This is a genomic window from Arcobacter lacus (assembly GCF_003063295.1).
GTDB lineage: Bacteria > Campylobacterota > Campylobacteria > Campylobacterales > Arcobacteraceae > Aliarcobacter > Aliarcobacter lacus.
Window position 1 is genome coordinate 374,983 of sequence record NZ_MUXF01000019.1, and the last position, 17,304, is coordinate 392,286.

Annotated in this window: 18 protein-coding genes; 7 read left to right on the forward strand and 11 right to left on the reverse strand. The window is 24.9% G+C overall.

All coding sequences use genetic code 11. The annotated features are described in order from the left end of the window. Window positions 1-8: 8 nt before the first annotated feature. Complete coding sequence (locus B0175_RS10610) at window positions 9-1,172, forward strand: MalY/PatB family protein (RefSeq protein ID WP_108528521.1); 1,164 nt, start codon at window positions 9-11, stop codon at window positions 1,170-1,172. Here B0175_RS10610 and B0175_RS10615 read toward each other — a convergent pair whose 3' ends face one another. Beyond that, a complete protein-coding gene (locus B0175_RS10615) occupies window positions 1,173-2,090 on the reverse strand; it encodes an AraC family transcriptional regulator (protein ID WP_108528522.1) in 918 nt (305 codons plus the stop codon). Window positions 2,091-2,315: 225 nt separating this feature from the next. On the opposite strand from B0175_RS10615, the gene B0175_RS10620 reads away from it, so the two are divergent. From B0175_RS10620 to B0175_RS10630, 3 genes are read left to right on the forward strand one after another with little or no spacing between them, the layout of a single operon-like run. Then, window positions 2,316-2,753 (forward strand): cupin domain-containing protein, encoded by a 438-nt coding sequence (locus tag B0175_RS10620; RefSeq protein ID WP_108528523.1) that lies wholly within the window; start codon window positions 2,316-2,318, stop codon window positions 2,751-2,753. Between the two features lie 12 nt (window positions 2,754-2,765). Then, window positions 2,766-3,260, forward strand: a complete 495-nt coding sequence (locus tag B0175_RS10625) for a (R)-mandelonitrile lyase (protein WP_108528524.1) — start codon at window positions 2,766-2,768, stop codon at window positions 3,258-3,260. Between the two features lie 10 nt (window positions 3,261-3,270). Then, window positions 3,271-3,975 carry a carboxymuconolactone decarboxylase family protein gene (locus tag B0175_RS10630; protein WP_108528525.1) on the forward strand — a complete coding sequence of 235 codons (705 nt, stop codon included), beginning with the start codon at window positions 3,271-3,273 and terminating at the stop codon, window positions 3,973-3,975. Between the two features lie 426 nt (window positions 3,976-4,401). Here the strand turns inward: B0175_RS10630 and B0175_RS10635 are convergent, their stop codons facing one another. From B0175_RS10635 to B0175_RS10660, 6 genes are read right to left on the reverse strand one after another with little or no spacing between them, the layout of a single operon-like run. Beyond that, a complete protein-coding gene (locus B0175_RS10635) occupies window positions 4,402-7,377 on the reverse strand; it encodes a glycosyltransferase family 2 protein (RefSeq protein ID WP_108528526.1) in 2,976 nt (991 codons plus the stop codon). Window positions 7,378-7,380: 3 nt separating this feature from the next. Then, window positions 7,381-8,235, reverse strand: coding sequence for a radical SAM protein (locus B0175_RS10640; RefSeq protein WP_210004347.1), 855 nt, complete (start codon window positions 8,233-8,235; stop codon window positions 7,381-7,383). After that, a complete protein-coding gene (locus B0175_RS10645; protein ID WP_108528528.1) occupies window positions 8,228-9,067 on the reverse strand; it encodes a glycosyltransferase family 2 protein in 840 nt (279 codons plus the stop codon). Before B0175_RS10645 ends, B0175_RS10640 begins: the two co-directional genes overlap by 8 nt. 40 nt (window positions 9,068-9,107) lie before the next feature. Beyond that, a complete protein-coding gene (locus B0175_RS10650; RefSeq protein ID WP_108528529.1) occupies window positions 9,108-9,644 on the reverse strand; it encodes a hypothetical protein in 537 nt (178 codons plus the stop codon). Between the two features lie 15 nt (window positions 9,645-9,659). After that, a complete protein-coding gene (locus tag B0175_RS10655) occupies window positions 9,660-10,157 on the reverse strand; it encodes a hypothetical protein (protein WP_108528530.1) in 498 nt (165 codons plus the stop codon). A gap of 36 nt (window positions 10,158-10,193) precedes the next feature. Further along, window positions 10,194-10,559, reverse strand: coding sequence for a hypothetical protein (locus B0175_RS10660; protein WP_108528531.1), 366 nt, complete (start codon window positions 10,557-10,559; stop codon window positions 10,194-10,196). Window positions 10,560-10,665: 106 nt separating this feature from the next. Here B0175_RS10660 and B0175_RS10665 point away from each other — a divergent pair, with 106 nt between their 5' ends. Beyond that, window positions 10,666-12,939, forward strand: a complete 2,274-nt coding sequence (locus B0175_RS10665) for an EAL domain-containing protein (protein WP_108528532.1) — start codon at window positions 10,666-10,668, stop codon at window positions 12,937-12,939. On the opposite strand, the gene B0175_RS11280 is transcribed toward B0175_RS10665, so the two are convergent. The 3 genes from B0175_RS11280 to B0175_RS11290 are packed head-to-tail and all read right to left on the reverse strand — an operon-like array spanning window position 12,931 to window position 13,828. Continuing rightward, entirely contained in the window at window positions 12,931-13,209 is a 279-nt protein-coding gene (locus B0175_RS11280) for a L,D-transpeptidase family protein (protein WP_323581841.1), read from the reverse strand. The genes B0175_RS10665 and B0175_RS11280 overlap by 9 nt on opposite strands. After that, complete coding sequence (locus B0175_RS11285; RefSeq protein ID WP_210004352.1) at window positions 13,206-13,667, reverse strand: hypothetical protein; 462 nt, start codon at window positions 13,665-13,667, stop codon at window positions 13,206-13,208. Before B0175_RS11285 ends, B0175_RS11280 begins: the two co-directional genes overlap by 4 nt. Beyond that, window positions 13,664-13,828 carry a hypothetical protein gene (locus B0175_RS11290; RefSeq protein ID WP_210004366.1) on the reverse strand — a complete coding sequence of 55 codons (165 nt, stop codon included), beginning with the start codon at window positions 13,826-13,828 and terminating at the stop codon, window positions 13,664-13,666. The genes B0175_RS11285 and B0175_RS11290 overlap by 4 nt, the downstream gene beginning before the upstream one ends. Before the next feature lie 129 nt (window positions 13,829-13,957). Here B0175_RS11290 and B0175_RS10675 point away from each other — a divergent pair, with 129 nt between their 5' ends. Together B0175_RS10675 and B0175_RS10680 are read left to right on the forward strand one after the other, a co-directional pair. After that, the gene (locus B0175_RS10675; RefSeq protein WP_108528533.1) at window positions 13,958-15,109 is read left to right on the forward strand and encodes a trans-sulfuration enzyme family protein; all 1,152 of its coding nucleotides are present in this window, start codon (window positions 13,958-13,960) and stop codon (window positions 15,107-15,109) included. A gap of 1 nt (window position 15,110) precedes the next feature. After that, the gene (locus tag B0175_RS10680; protein ID WP_108528534.1) at window positions 15,111-16,607 is read left to right on the forward strand and encodes a PLP-dependent transferase; all 1,497 of its coding nucleotides are present in this window, start codon (window positions 15,111-15,113) and stop codon (window positions 16,605-16,607) included. A 12-nt stretch (window positions 16,608-16,619) separates the two neighbouring features. Here B0175_RS10680 and B0175_RS10685 read toward each other — a convergent pair whose 3' ends face one another. Further along, window positions 16,620-17,285 carry a response regulator transcription factor gene (locus tag B0175_RS10685; protein WP_108528535.1) on the reverse strand — a complete coding sequence of 222 codons (666 nt, stop codon included), beginning with the start codon at window positions 17,283-17,285 and terminating at the stop codon, window positions 16,620-16,622. Between the last annotated feature and the right edge of the window lie 19 nt (window positions 17,286-17,304).

The following is a 17,304-nucleotide window of genomic DNA, read 5'->3' on the forward strand; positions in this document are numbered from 1 at the left end:
GGTCAATAATGAAATACAATTTTGATGAAATTATTAATAGAAATAATACCAATAGTTCAAAATGGGATACAACAGAAGATGGAGTACTTCCAATGTGGGTTGCTGATATGGATTTTAAAGTTGCAACTCCTATTATTGATTCTATATTAAAAAGAGCACAACATGGAGTTTTTGGATATACAATGATTCCTAAAAGTTATTATGATTCAGAAATTTTATGGTGGGAAAAACGTCATAATTTTAAAATAAAAGAGGAATGGATTGAACCAACTGTTGGAGTAATTCCTTCGTTAAGTGCAGTTGTTCAAGCATTTTGCAAAGAAGGAGATAAAGTACTTATTCAATCTCCTGTATATAACTATTTTAATTCTTCAATTACAAACAACAAATGTGAAATTGTAGTAAATAATTTACTCTATGATAACAAAAAATATAGTATTGATTTTAAAGATTTTGAAGAAAAAGTTAAAGATGAAAAAGTAAAACTTTTTATTTTATGTAATCCTCATAATCCAGTTGGTCGAGTTTGGACAAAAGAAGAACTTACTTTAATGGGAAATTTATGTGTAGAGAACAATGTAATTATTCTTAGTGATGAAATTCATAGAGATTTAGTTTATAGTGATTACAAATATACTCCTATTGCATCAATTAGTAAAGAAATTTTAAACCAAAGTATTACTTGTACGGCTCCAAGTAAAACATTTAATCTTGCAGGATTAAAAACTTCTAACATAATAGTTGCAAATCAGGAGTTTAAAGCAAAAATCAATCGTTCTTTAAATATAAATGAAACTATTGAGCCAAATGTTTTTGGTATTGAAGCCTTAATAAGTGCATATACTTTATCAGATAGTTGGTTAGATGAACTTTTAATTTATTTAGAAAAAAATAGAGATTTTGTCATAGAATATATAAATAAAAATATTCCCAAATTAGAAGTTATAAAACCAGAAGCAACTTATCTTTTATGGATTGATTGTTCTAAACTTGGTATAAATTCACAAACTTTAGTTGATAAAATTTTAGAAATTGGAAAATTGCGTATCGCATCAGGTATCACTTATGGAAAAAATGCAAACGATTTTATACGAATAAATATTGCATGCCCTTTAGAGGTAGTAAAAGATGGATTAGAAAGACTTCATAAAACAATCAAATACCTAGATTAATTAGGTATTTGATTTTTCTCTTAAAAATTCTGCATGAGCTTTTGGAGACATTCCAAACATTCTTGAATATTCTCTACTAAATTGTGAAGGGGACTCATATCCAACGGCATATGCCACTTCGCTGGCTTCTATATTTTGATTTAAAAGCATTAATTTTGCTTCTTCAAGTCGAATCTTTTTTTGAAATTGAATAGGAGACATTGAAGTTATAGTTTTAAAATTTTGATATAAAGATGATTCACTCATATCAATCATTTTTGCTAATTCTTTTATATTTAGTTTTTCATTGAAATTATCTTTTATTTCTGAAATTACATGTACTATTTTATTTGAAACAGTACCTTCCATTGCAAATTTATTTAGAAAATATCCGCTTTTATCATTTATCAAAATAAATAAAATCTCTTTTAATACTAAAGGATAAAGATATTCTATCTCTTCTTTTGATTGATTTAGAAGTTTTATTAATCTATAAACAGGATCATAAAGTTTTTCATTTAATTCATCAAAAAATAGTCCTTTTTCCGATTTTGCAATCTTTTGCAATTTTTCAGAACTAATATTTTTAATTACTTCATAAATATCTTCTAAATTGAATTTAATTCTAAAAGATACATAAGGATTTTCTTTATTTACTTCCGATATTTTTACTTTTGCTGGAACATGAGTAGAAGATAACAAATAATCTTTTGGACCATAACTATAAAGTTCATTTCCAAATCCAACTGCTTTATTACCTTGTAAAATAATACATAAAGATGGTTCATAAATAATTGCATTAAACTCTGTAGGTTCAGATGTAAAGTAAAAATCTAAATTAGGAATTTCAGTTTGTAATCCACCTTCAATATCCAATGTAAATTTTTCTTCTATTAATTTAAGAGTATTAACTCGATAATTTTCTATAATATCTTCCATAATTACATCCTAACTTATTGTATATAATCTAATATTATATATTAACTTTTCAAATTCCAATATAAGTATTCTCTATTTCAATTGCCTAATTCTACAAAATGAAAATGATTAACTATAAAAAATTTATAGATTTGTAGAAATAGGCAACCGATTTATAAAATTGTGCTATTGAGAAATTTGAGTTTTTTATATACTAAAAAATAAGATATTTAAAAGGAAAGTATTATGAAATACCTTGATAAAAATGAATTTGAAAAAGTAAACATGTTTGGAACTGGTAATCCTAATGTTAATTATGCACAATATTTTATAGGAGATTCTTTTCTAAATTTTTTAGTAAAACCAGGTGAAACACCAATTTTTATGGCAAATGTTACATTTGAACCTGGATGTAGAAATAATTGGCATATTCATCATGCAAAAACAGGTGGTGGACAAATACTTATATGTACAGCAGGTGAAGGCTGGTATCAAAAAGATGGCGAAGAAGCTGTAAGTTTAAAAGAAGGCTCAGTTGTTTATATTTCAACAGGAGCAAAACATTGGCATGGTGCAAAAAAAGATAGTTGGTTTAGTCATATTTCTGTGGAAGTTCCAGGAACTGAAACAAGTAATAAATGGTTAGAACCAGTATCTGATGAATACTACAATTCACTTAAATAAAAAGGATTAAATATGAAAGTAATTAAGTTATTTAGCTTTGCAACTATTGTTTTATTAACACAAATTCAAGCAGATGAAGTTAAACAAATACAAAATATCTCAAAAGTTGAAGATAGAAAATCTATAGTTGTAAATAAAACAGATTTTAAAAAATATTTCACTGGTGGAGAAGTTAGAATTGATCCTCTTTATCCTCAAAAAGATACAAATACACATTCAGGAGCTTATGTAACATTTGAACCAGGAGCACGTTCAAATTGGCATACACATCCAAAAGGTCAACATATAATTGTAACTTCTGGTGTTGGTTATACTCAAACATGGGATGGTAAAAAACAGATAATTAAAGCTGGCGATGTTGTTTGGTGCCCAGATGATGTTAAACATTGGCATGGAGCTTCAAAAGATATTGCAATGACTCATTTAGTTATCACAGAAGCTGATGAAAATGGTAAAAATGTACAATGGATGGAACCAGTTAGTGATGAACAATATAATTCAAATTAAAGGATGAAAAATGAAAAAAATTTTATTAACTTTAATTTGTAGTTTATTTACTTTTTTAAATATATCAAATGCAAAGGAGTTAAATTTGGAATTATTAGATAAAAAAGATGAAAGTATTATAGAAATCTCTGCTTTAACAACAATAGGAGATACTAAAAAATTAGAAATAGCCTTAAATAAAGGTTTAAATTATGGCTTAACAAAAAATGAAATAAAAGAAATATTAGTTCAAACTTATGCATATGCAGGATTTCCAAGAAGTTTAGGTGGAATTGGAACTTTTATGAAAGTTGTAGAAGAAAGAACAAATAAAGGAATAAAAGATGAAATTGGTAAAGAAGCATCACCTATTCCAAATGATTTAAATAAAGATGAATATGGTGCAAAAGTAAGAGCAGCACTTGCAGGTCAAGATACTATTCCAAATCCTAGTGGATATCAACTATTTTCACCAATTATTGACACTTTTTTGAAAGAACATCTGTTTGCAGATATTTTTGCTAGAGATATTTTAACTCATAAACAAAGAGAACTTTCAACTATTTCAGTTTTAGCAACACTAGGAAATGTACATGGACCATTAAAGTTTCATCTTCAAGCTTCAATAAATACAGGATGGACAAAAGAACAATTAAAAGAGTTTGTTAAAGTTATTGAAAATTCTTTAGATGAACAAAAAGCTTTAGAAGTTGAATCTGTTTTAAAATTGATTTAGTAAGTAATTAGATTTGAAAAACTAAAGTTTCCAAATCTAAGTAAATCTCTATATGAAAACTTCATATACCTTTTTCGTTTATAAGCGGAAAACCTATTTCTTATTTATCGTATAAAAATTCTATTTAAGTAGTATATTAAATATTTGTTGTGTTGGAAAACAAATGATTGTTAATAATATATGAGATTCTGATTAAATTCCAATATTTGGAATTTAATTAAACAATTGTAGTAAGTAGTTTTTACGGTATTGATTACGGTATCGAGAAATTTTATAAAATTTTAGGCCCTTAAATAGGCTTTTTAGAATAACTTTTAATGGTGCACATCTCCACCAATTACTCAAAAACATACCTAATGACTTTTATTTTACTCTTTTTGATTTTTTTGGGAGTTTCCTCCAAAAAAATCTTATTTTATAGATAATCTAGACACTTTTATTTAAAATTTCCATTATTAATTTTTCTTTTTTTAATTTAATTTTTGAACTTCTTTTAGTACTATTTTCATGTAAATACCAATATTCATATATAAATATAGGTTTTTTAGATAATTCAACTAAAGGTATCATTGTTCCATAATCTGTACATTCACTAATCCACTCATTATCAATCTTAAAATATTTTTCTTTATCTATTTCATCAAATAATCTTTTTTTAAAAGCTCTTAAATGTGTCCAAACATTTGAACCAAACTTTTTTCTACAATCTAAATAATCAGGTATATATAATTTAAGTGCTTTATTTGGTCTAAACATTCCACCTTGAATTAAGTCATAACCTTTATTAAGTAACTCTTTTAATTCCAATATAATATCCCTATCTATTAAAGCATCATCCAAATCTAAAATCACAATTAATGATTCTTTATTAGTACATATATCACTTATTGCTTTTATAAAATTTGGAATGCGCCCCTTATTTTCATAGTTTCTGACAAGAGTAGTTCTATAATTTAGATTATCTAATATTGAAGGAATTTTTATTCCTAAATCATTTGAAGCATCATCAATTACAATTATTCCAAAATCTTGATTTGTTTGCATTTTTAGACTTGCAAAACATCTATTTATTTTTTCTTTTGATGTATTACGTCCTTTTATCAAAAATATAATTTCTTCATTTCTATGTTGATAATTCCATAATTCAGGTAATCCCATTAAATCCCAATTTTGGAATTGAAAGTTAGGTATTTTTACTTGATTAACTAAATCTTGTATTTCAAAAAACTTATTAATATCTTTTTTCCAATGATTATGGGGATGTATATAAAATGTATCAGAGTTACCTCCTCTTAATGTTTTTTTATTGTTTTTTCTTTGTTTAATATGTAAAGCTCTAAACCATGATAATTCTAATTTTTCATTTTTAACTTCGTTTTCTAAAGGTAATAATCCTTTTATTAAATCTAAATCCAATAAACCACATCTCACTTCCGGGACATACTCTCCAATTGGTGCATCATATTTTCTAAAACCTTTTTCAAAAGGTATATTAAATGCTACAGATATAGTATCTTTCTGTTTTATTGCAGTTAACATATCTTTTAAATAGTCATGAGATAAATTCTTTTTACCAATTAATATATCAATATCGCATTGTAATAAATATTGTGTCTTAACTTGTTCAAAAGCCCAAATTTGGGGAAAAACTGGTGCATTTTTATTAGTATGTGTTTCAAAACATTCTAATCCAAACCATTTATTATTAATTTTAATTATTTCATTTTTATCATTTGGAGAAATTAATATTCTGTCAATAATATTTTTTTTCTTCAATTTTTCAGCCAATAAAACTATTCTATTTAAATTAGGTTTTTGATATTGTCTTAAAAAATTGTTTTCACGAGAATCAATTAATAGAATTTTTTCAAAAAAACTTCTTGGTATTTCTAAATTAAAAACTATGTGTTTTACTTGTTGTTCTAATATCTCATAATCCATTGCGCACGTTTTTATCATTAATGTGCATTTATCTGTTTTTTTGTTTTCAAACAGCTTTTCATTTATTAAAAAAGGTTTTAAATTTGAATTATAATAACTCTTTAATAAATCATTATAAAACTCAAAGAATCCTGCGATATTATTAAAAACATCTTCTTGTCTTATATAATTTATATTTTTTCTTCTTTGAAATTCATGGTCATCATAATTTAATGCAGAAATACAATATAATCGAGCAGCTGAATCTATAAAATATTTAATATTCATAGAACTTATTGAATTTCCAATATCTATATAAATAAGTTTTTTATTATATATTCTAAAATTTGAACGTTTTATATTAACACATACTATTTTCTTATTTAAACAATATAACAAAAAATCTTTCGCTTGTTCTATTGTAATTGTTTTACAATCTTCTGAAGGAAAATATTTATAACTACAAATCCATGATGATTTTGTTTTTATCCAATTTACTTTAGGAATAAATTTATCATTTTCATTTACAATATTATTTATTTTCTCTATTTGGTTTAAATCAATAGTATCAGGATAAAAATATTTTTTAACTAAATTTTTATTTTTAAAAACTATTCCCTCCATTCCATAGCCTAAAAATTCATTCTTCTCAAAATCTAAGCTTTTAACTAATAAAAAAGTTTGATATAATCTTTCTCTATTTTTTTGATGAATACTATTTTGTTTATTTTTAATAGAACTTTTACCACTTAATGAATAATCACAATAACTAAAATTTTCTACAATTACACCATTATCAGAATGAAAAAAAAGAAGTTGAGATACTAACCAATGATCTTCAGCACTTTTAATATCAGGATATCTAAATCCTGTATTTGCTCTAAGAATTAAATTACAAGAAGGCAATTCATTATATGCATTATTTAAAGCCATATTTTTTAATATTTTAATTAAAACATTTTTATTGCTTAACTCTTTTGATGCAAAATTAACTTTTGAGATAAATTTATCTTCTATTTTTAACCTATTTCCACCTAAAATAAAATGAATATTTTTATACTCTCCACTTTGACACATTTTAGATAAAGAATTTGTTGAACTAAATACATCATCAGCATCTAATCGAGCAACCCACTTAGGACTACTAAAATTTTTATCTACAAAATCTAAAATTGCATTTCTTGATCTAGCTGGACTACCACAATTAGCCCTTAATACTAATATATTATTTAATAATAACTCATCTTTTACATAAATCATCCAATTATCATTTGATGAATCATCCAAAATCACAACAGCGCATAAATCAAAGATATCTTGATTAATTATACTATTAATACATTTTTTTATAGTCTTTGAATTATTATGTAAACTTACACCAACTATAATTTCTTTTTTTAAAATTTCATAGATATTTTTTTCTGATACAATTTTCAGTTCTTTAGAACTTAATATTTCTTTGGGAATTGGTTCATTCATCATTATCTATTTTTTCCAATTACTATAAAACAATTTCCAAGTTTCTGAAGTTTCTTGTTCTAAGATAGGTTTTCTTATATTTTTAGGAATATAGTGACCATCTCTAAATCTTCCACAATATTGACAAAACTCTCTAGCTAAATCTAACATATTATCTGAATTATCAGGTAAAGTCTTATAACCTATATTTTTTTTAATTATCCTATCAATTCCTCCTGCAATAGCACATGGATAATATCCCATAGGAGTTAACCCCATACCACAATCTTTCATAATAGCACAACCATTTGAATAATCAACAAATATATTTTTCTTTTCATCAATTGGAGCTAAATTAAATGGTCCAAACTCTGGTTGTATTATGCTTTCTTTATTTGAATTTTCAACCCATATCTCTTTTGGTATTTGACTTATTATATTATTTACTTTTTTCCCATTTCCATTTGTTACAACCTCTATTATAACTTTTTGGTAAAAATTTTTATATCTTAATAATTCATTTATTATTGTAAAAAAATCTGGATGTAATGTAGGCTCTCCACCTAATATTCGAATACGTTTCCAAAATTTATTAAGATTAATTGATTCATCAACAAAATTTATTATTTTTTCAACTTTTATATGAAGTTTTTCGGGAGCCTGAGCAGAAGAACGATTACAATTATTACAATATAAATTACAATGATATGTAATATCTATTTCTATATATTCTCTACTTCTTGTATATTGTGGTCCCCAATATTTAGTTATAAATTTTTGTATTCTTAAAAATCTAAAAAGAGAAAAAAATTTATATTTTAATTTTCCTATTAAAATCTTTTTTTCTGAATATCTAGTAGGATTATTAAAACTATTAGACACTAAAATCTCCTACTAATGTTTTATTTATAGGTATATATTTAATATTTTTTATTTCTATTTCTTTTATTCCAAAACATTTATCTGCTCTTTCAAAAAAAGCTTTTTCAAGTTCCTTATTAAAAAATTCTTTATAAATATACCAAAACCATTGAAGTCCCAATATTTTAGGATAAGAACGAGGAATTGATAATGAATTTGGATCTGATTCATGAAACCAAGTAGAAGTCCATTTGTTAGTATATGCAACATTAAGTCCAGGAATACTTAAAATTCTAAAAGCTAAATCTCTATCATTTGTACTTAATAATCCATTTCTAAACCCTTTAACTTTTTTCAAAATTTCAAAAGAAACAAAAGTATTAGAACCTTGCCATCCAGGATTTCCAACTAAAAAATCAGAAGAAAGTAAATTTGTAGGAATTTTTCTTTTAGAGACAATACCTTTTTTAATCATTCTCAAACCTGATATAACTACATCTGCGTTATTATTTTGAATTGCTATATCATAATTAACTTTTAAATGTTCAGTATCCCAAGTATCATCATCATCTAATATTGATACATAACCAATAAAATTGACTTTAGATAAATAAAAAAGTCCTGTATTTAAGCTACCTGCAAGACCTTTTTCATATTTATTATTTAAAATAATATAATTTATATTTTTAAAATAATAATCAATTCTTTTTATATCTATTTTAGTAAATATTTTTCCATCATTAACTAAAATTAGTATATCAGGTTTTAAAATTTGATTACAAATACTTACAAAACATCTTGAGTATAAAGTTTCTCGTAAATTTTGAGTTGTGATAATTACAGATATATTTATCTTTAGTCCTTATTCAGTTATTTATAGGTATTTATATTGGTTATTTCTCTTTAAATATTATTTCATTTACATCATATTCTTTTAAAGCTTCTGAAATTACTTTTTGAATATTCTTATCATTTAATACATCTTTAACCGACCAAACAAACTTATCATAAGTTAAAGCTGATTCTTCTAAACCAACAAATCCTATTTTTACATTACTATTATTTACAGTAGGAGTTAAATTGCATTTATCTTCTAAAGAAGATTTTTTATAATATTCTGGATAACAATAATTTACAAGATTTTCAAAGTTATTAATCATTGGAGGAACCCCTGCAGTTTTTGTCAAATAAAAATATTTTATTCCCTCTTTATCAAAAGTTTGAGCTGCTTTATTAATCATTAAAGCTATATTTTGAACTTCAATGATTTCATCTCCTGAACTTGTTTCAACACTACCATCAAATGAAATATAATCAACTTTATTAGTGTTCTTATTTGGATATGCTTTCATTGGTATTTCATTTGGTGCACAAGCTGTAAATAACATTGTTATCAAAGATATACTTACTATATTTATAATTTTTTTCATGAATATTTTCCTCTTCTACTTAAATAACTTTTTTTGATCATCTGAAGCAATTTGTTTTACTTCATCACTAGTTATTTTATCATTTGAAACGACTAATGAACCAATTAATGTAGCTTTTTTATCTTCATTTTCAGCCATAACTAAATAGATATATTCATTATCTTCAACAGCTTTATTATAAGCTCCTATACCAACCGCTGTTAATATTCCTAAACCAGCAGTAACCAAACCTCCATCTAAATTTCCAGCACTATTGCTAAATGTCCCAGCAGAAGCTTTTGCAATTTCAGTTGTTGCATCTAGAGTAAAATTAAATGTTTCTCCCATCAATTTGCTTCTAAAAATTTCATTATATTTTTTACTAAATTCTTCTGTTGTTCCACAAAAAATTTCTTTTGTTTGAGTATTTTTAGACAATTTCAAATCTAGTGTTTTTGCAGAAAAAACTTGTATTTCATTTGCAAATAAACAATTTGCCACCAATGATATACCTATAAATGATTTTTTTAACATACTTTTCCCCTCTTTACTAAATATATTTTTATTTTATCAAATTCTTTTAATAAACTTTTTTTCAATCTCTAAATCATTTAAGTTTGAATTATCTTCATTTATAAATCCAAAGAAATATTTTTCATCTTTATATAAAACTTCAATTACCAAAATGTTATCGTCTTTATGATTTTCTACAAACTTTTCTATTGCTTCAAATGCAGAATTTTTCCAGTACTTTTCAATTTCACTATTATTTCCTGCATCAAAAAACATACAATCTTCACACATAGAAAAAAGATAATTTCCAGCACCTTCATATATTTCAAAAGAATTATTGTCATTATCTAATTTCTCATTTGTAAATGGGCAATATAAACTAAAATTTCCTATATTTTCAAGTTTTAATACTAATTTATTCAAAAAAATCCTTTTTTTATTGGAATTATACTATATCAATAGCAATTAATTCTAGAAAACTTATATTTATTATCATATAATTATAGAAAGGCTCTAACAAGGAAAAAAAATGCTTTTAAAAAAAATTTCCTTAACGACTAGCTATATCATAGCTTTATCAATTTTGATAATTTGGTCAACTTTTGCATTTTTCACTATGCATACACTTATATCTTCTCAAGAAATTTATGGAAAACTTATAAATTTAAGTGGAAAACAAAGAATGTTTTCTCAAAAAATTGCTTTACAAACACATTTGATAATAGAACATCAATCTGACATAAAAAGATTAGTATTTTTGCTTGAATCTATGAAAAATGATTATGATTTTATAAAAAACAATTTAACTTCTACAGATTTAGATGATTTTTATTTTAAACAAAATGGCTTAGATGAACAAGTAGAACTTTTTTTTAGATTAGTTGAAGATTTTATAAATAAACCAAATTTTGATGATTCAAAAAAAATCACTGAATTTAGTTTTGAATTACTAAAACCTTTACATGATGCAGTTTTTATGTTTGAAAAAGAAAATCAAGATATTGTAAAAAATTTAAAAAATAGAGAATCATATATTTATATAGGAACAATCTTAACTTTAATTTTAGAAGCAATTTTTATAATTTTTCCAATGATTCGTTCACACACTTCTTATATAGAAAAACTTGAAGATGAAATAATAAAAAGAACAAAAGATATTCAAATTTTTGCAAAAATCTTTGAAAATTCAAAAGAAGGAATAATAATAACTGATGCAAGAAAAACTATTTTAAATGTCAATGATGCATTTGTTAATATCACTGGATTTTCAAAGGAAGAAACGATAGGAAAAACGCCTTTTATTTTAAACTCTAAAAAACAAAATAGAGAATTTTACAAAAAAATGTGGAAAGATATTCACTCAAAAGGAATTTGGCAAGGTGAAATTATTAATAAAAGAAAAGATGGTAAAAATATAACTGAATTTTTAACAATTATGAAGTTATATGTTAAAAAAACCATCTATTATGTAAGTATATTTACAGATATTTCTGAAAAATTTTTAAATCAGCAAATGCTTGAATATTTAGCAACTCATGACAGTTTAACAGGACTTTTAAATAGAAATGAAATTTTATCTAAAATTGATTCTTCTATAAATCAAGTTGAAAAAAATAAAAATTTATTAGCTTTAATTTTTATTGATTTAGATGATTTCAAAAAAATAAATGACACAATGGGACATGTAATGGGAGATAAATTTTTAATAGATTTATCAACAAAACTCTCTTCTATTTTACAAAAAAAGGATACATTAGCCAGACTTGGTGGTGATGAATTTATCATATTGTTGGAAAATTTAGAAAAAATAGGTGATGAAAATTCTATTATAGAAAAACTAAAAGATATTTTTTCTAAACCAATTGTCATAGAAGGTAAAGAGTTTGATGTAAGTGCAAGTATTGGTGTAGTTTTTTATCCTAATGATAATAGTGACGACTCTTCTTTACAAAATTTACTAAGAAAAGTAGATCTTGCAATGTATAAATCAAAAGAGAATGGAAAAAATAAAGTTATCTACTATAATAAAGAGTTAGAATCAAAATTTCAAACAAAACTATTATTAGAAAAAGATTTAAAAGAAGCACTAAAAAATAATAAATTAGAGTTATGTTTACAAGCAAAAAAGAACTTTCATACAGAAAAAACAAATAGTGCAGAAGCACTTCTTAGATGGAATAATAATGGAGAAAATATATCACCTAGTATTTTCATTCCTATTGCCGAAGAGAGTAACTTAATAAAAGAAATTGATGAATGGGTTGTAAATAAAAGCTTAGATTATTTAAAAGATTTGCACTCTTGTGGTCACCCTACTTTTATAATTGCTTTAAATATATCTGCAAAAACACTTTCAGATAAAAAATTTTTGGATTCTATCTTAAAAAGTATTTTACATAGTGGTTTAATAAATTTTATTGAAATTGAAATAACAGAAGGTATATTTATAGAAAATCTTGATAGAACTTCAAAAATAATTGAAAAAATGAAATCACAAGGAATTTCAATTGCTTTAGATGATTTTGGTACAGGATATTCATCTTTTTCTTATCTACACAAATTATCTTTAAATAAATTAAAAATTGACAAATCTTTTATAAGTAATCTAAATAATGATTTGAAACAACAAGTTTTAGTTGATTCTATGATATCTTTTTCTAAGAAATTGGGAATTCAAGTAATTGCAGAAGGTATAGAAACATCAGAACAATATGAATGGTTAAAAAAACATAACTGCGACTATGGACAAGGTTATTTATTTAGCAAAGCCGTACCTTTAGATAAATTAAAAGAGCTACTTTAATACAACTTTTATATCATCCATACTCTTAAAATCTATGAACTCGTTTAATAACCCCACGAGTTCAACAACTTCACTATTTTTCATTCTTATACAACCACTTGATTCATAACTTCCAATTGTTTTTTCATTGATTGTTCCATGTATTCTAAAAGTCTCTTTTCCATCAACTTTATGAGTTAAATTTATTTTTGCGCTTCCCATATAGTTTAATTTATCACCTGCTTTTACAACTTTTGGTAAATCAATACCTCTTTTTTTGAAACTTTCTATTGTATCAACAGTTGGATACCAAACAGGTTTAGTGTGATTGAAGTTATCTGTCCAACTCCTAAAGGTTTTTTAATATCTTTTTTTGCTGTTGAAACTTTATATGTTTTTAGATTTTTAATTTTTTTATCATATTTTGCGTTTACTTTCATCAAATTTTTTGAAGAATCAACTTCAATAATCAAACTATCATAAGCTCCCATAGGCGATAACAAATTATCAACTTTTTTAAAAGTAGAAAGTTTTGGAGTGTATCTAGTTATATCTTTTGTTCCAATAACTGAAAAGTCTTCAAAAAATTTTTCTTCATCAAAAGAGATTTTTTTTATGTTTATCTGTTCCTTTAAATAATTTGAAGTTTTTATCAAAAACTCTTTTACTTCAAAGATAGAATCTTTTTCACTATTTGCATATAAATAGCTAGAAAAAATGATAAAAAATAAAAAAATATTTTTTATCATTCAGTTGCTTCGTGAATCGATTTTTTTACAGAATGATAAACATCACTTGAAGTATCTTTTGTAGTTTCCCAAGCTTTGTTACTATCTTGTTTTATTCCTGTCCAAGTCGCACAACCTTGAAAAAAAACTATAAGAATAGTTAATAATATATATTTTATCATTACTTAACTCTCCTGAAAAATAAATTTATATTTATAGTTATACCATTTTTTAATATTAAATAAAATTAAGAATTTTAGGCATTTCATTAATTGGTTTTTGGTACAATTGCCAAAAAAATTAGGATTATTATGAGTGAACAAATAGAAACAACATTGAGCCATATTTCAAAATTTGCACCTTTTGAGGATGTTTATGGAGCATCACATTTTCCTATCTATAATACTGGAACTTTTGATTTAAAAAAACAAAAAGGTGAAAAAATCTATGATTATACAAGAAGTGACAATCCTACAAGAGAAACTTTAGAAAATCTTTTTACTTATGTTGAAAAAGGTGCTGGTTGCGTTTGTACACATACAGGAATTGCAGCTGTTTCACTTCTATTTGAAACTGTTCTAAAAGCAAATGCTTCTGTTTTAGTAGAAGCTGATTGTTATGGTGGAACATTTAGACTTCTTAAAGTTTTTAAAGAAAAGTATAATATTCAAGTTCATTTTGCAAATTTTTGTGATGAAGATATGGTTGAACATATTTTAAAAACTCATAATATAGACTTAGTTTTATGTGAAAGTCCTACAAATCCTGGATTAAAAATCATTGATTTAGAAAAAATTGCAACAATATCACATAAATATAACTCTTTATTTGCTGTTGATAATTCACTTGCAACTTTTATAAGCCAAAAACCACTTGAACTTGGAGCTGATTTTTCACTATTTTCTACTACAAAATATATAAGTGGTCACGGTAGCGTAGTTGCAGGAGCAATAGTTGCTAAAACAAAAGAGTTAAGTCAACAAATTCACTATTATGCAAATGCTTTAGGAAGAAGTCAAAATCCATTTGATGTATTTTTAATAAGCCTTGGTATTCCAACACTAAAAGTTAGAATGAAAGAACATCAAGAAAACTCTATAGAAATTGCAAAATTTTTAGAAAAACAAGAATATATAATAAAAGTTACGCACCCTGCACTTCCAAGCCATCCACAATATGAGTTAGCAAAAAAACAAATGGCATTTATTCCTGGAGTTTTTTGTGTAGATTTTAAAAGTGTTGAATTAGCAGAAAAGTTCATAGAAAAAACAAAACTTTTTGGTGAAAAATGCTCTTTTGGAAGCCCTGATAGTAGAGTTGAAATTCCTGCAAAAATTTCTCATGCAAGTTTTTCAAAAGAAGAGTTAAAAGCTATTGGAATAAGTGATAGTACAGTTAGATTTTCTATTGGTTTAGAAAATGTACAAGATTTAATAAAAGATATAGAACAAGCAGTAAGATAAGATGAATAAAACAATTTTTAATCCCATTCCTTGTGGGCAAACTTTACCTTTAAACAATATTCACGCAGTTTCGGTTAGTATGCCAAACTTACAAGATGTGATTGATTATGAAGAACAAACGCCTGAAATTTTAGAAAAAATCACAACGGCATATCCTAGATTTATCATTCATCCTTATTTAAAACTTTTAGCTAATTATTTAAAAGAAAAGTACGAAGTTTGTGACAACTATGAATTAATCCTTTTAAGTTCACAAAAAGCTGTAAAAGCTGTAAGTTGCAGATATTTTATACATAATAAATTTGAATTTGATGAACCTTTTGGAGTTATAAAAGTTTTAAAAGGAAGACAATATCAAAAGGTTTTAAAGTTTATTCAACATCTTGGATATAACTTATCTTCGAGATTGGCACAAGATTATTTATATAAAGTTGGAGTTATTTCAAAACTTCACGAAGAAGAACTAGAAAGTGAATCAAAAGCGAAAGAAATTCTAGTTTCGAGTCTATCAAAAGCATATAAACAACCAGAAAAAAATATATGTTTAAATCCATCTGGAATGAATGCAATGTATTGCGTTTTAAAAGGAATCAAAAATATCCAAGCGAGAAATGGAAGAACTGTTTTAGTACAACTAGGTTGGTTATATCTTGATACTATGAATATAGTAAATCACTATTTTGAAGAGAGTAAAATTTTCTATGATATTACAAAATTAGATTTACTTGAAGAGTTTTTAAAAAAAGATGGTTTAAGTGTATCTGCAATAGTTACAGAAATTCCTACAAATCCATTAGTACAAACTGTTGATTTAGAAAAACTGAAAACTCTTTGTGATACTTATAATATTCCTTTAGTTATTGATTCTACTTTTGCAACTCCATATAACCTTGATTTAAATCCATATGCTGATATTTATGTAGAATCTTTGACAAAATTTGCCTGTGGAAATGCTGATGTTTTAATGGGTGCAGTCATTTTGAATCAAAATTCAAAAATTTCACATATCTCTTATGAATTTTTCAAACATGCTGATGAACCGTATATAAAAGATATTCAAAGAATTGCTTTTCAAATAAAAGATTATGAAAAAAGAGTTAAAAAAATAAGTCAAAATACAAAACAATTAGCTTTTTATTTAGAAAATGCTCCATTTATAGACAAAGTTTTTTATTGTTTAAGTCCAGATTATAAAGATAATTACAAAAAACTTATGATTGATGATAATAGTTTATGTGGAATTATCTCAATCACATTTAAAAAAGATTTTCAAAAAGTTTATGATAGTTTAAACTTTCCAAAAGGTCCAAGTTTGGGAACTGAATTTACACTTCTGATGCCATATACTTATCTTGCACACTATGATTTAATCTCAAGTGAAAATGGCAAAGAGTTTTTAAAACAGATAAATCTTCCAATAGAACTTTTAAGAATTTCAGTAGGAATAGAACCAATAGAAGAGATAATAAAAGAGTTTGAAAAGATAAATCAAATCTAATTTATTTATCTTCTAAAAAACTAACTTATACCCTACTCCATACTCTGTTAGAAGATATTTGGGATTTGATGCATTGTCTGCTAGTTTTATTCTAATATTTTTAATGTGATAGTCTAAACTTCTATCACTTTGAATAATCGAAGATAAAAAGTCTAATAAGTTTTCTCTTTTTACTATTTGATTTTTATGTTTTATTAAAAAAGACAAAATCTCAAACTCTGTTTTTGTCAATTTTAGAGGTTCTTCATTAAATGAAATTACATTATCATTTATTTCAAATGATGATTTTTTTGTAGTATTTGATATAAAATTGGAACTATTTTTTAGTTGAACCCAAATTCGAGCTTCTAACTCTTCAGGATCAATTGGTTTAACCATATAATCACTTGCACCCAATTTAAAAGCTTGAAGTTTTGTATTTTTATCTGAATAAGCACTTAAAACTAAAATAGGAATATTCTTTTTATTTTTATTTACAAATTTTAATACTTCAAAACCATTAAAATCTGGTAAGTTTATATCTAATAATATAATAGAGTATTTATTAAAATTTATGCTAGAAATAGCATCAGTAACTGTGTTCACAATATCGACATTAAAGTCAAATTCTTGTAAAAAATCTCTGATTAACAAAGCACTATTATCATCATCTTCTACTAATAAAATTTTATATTCCATTTTTATTTCCCTCTGATTC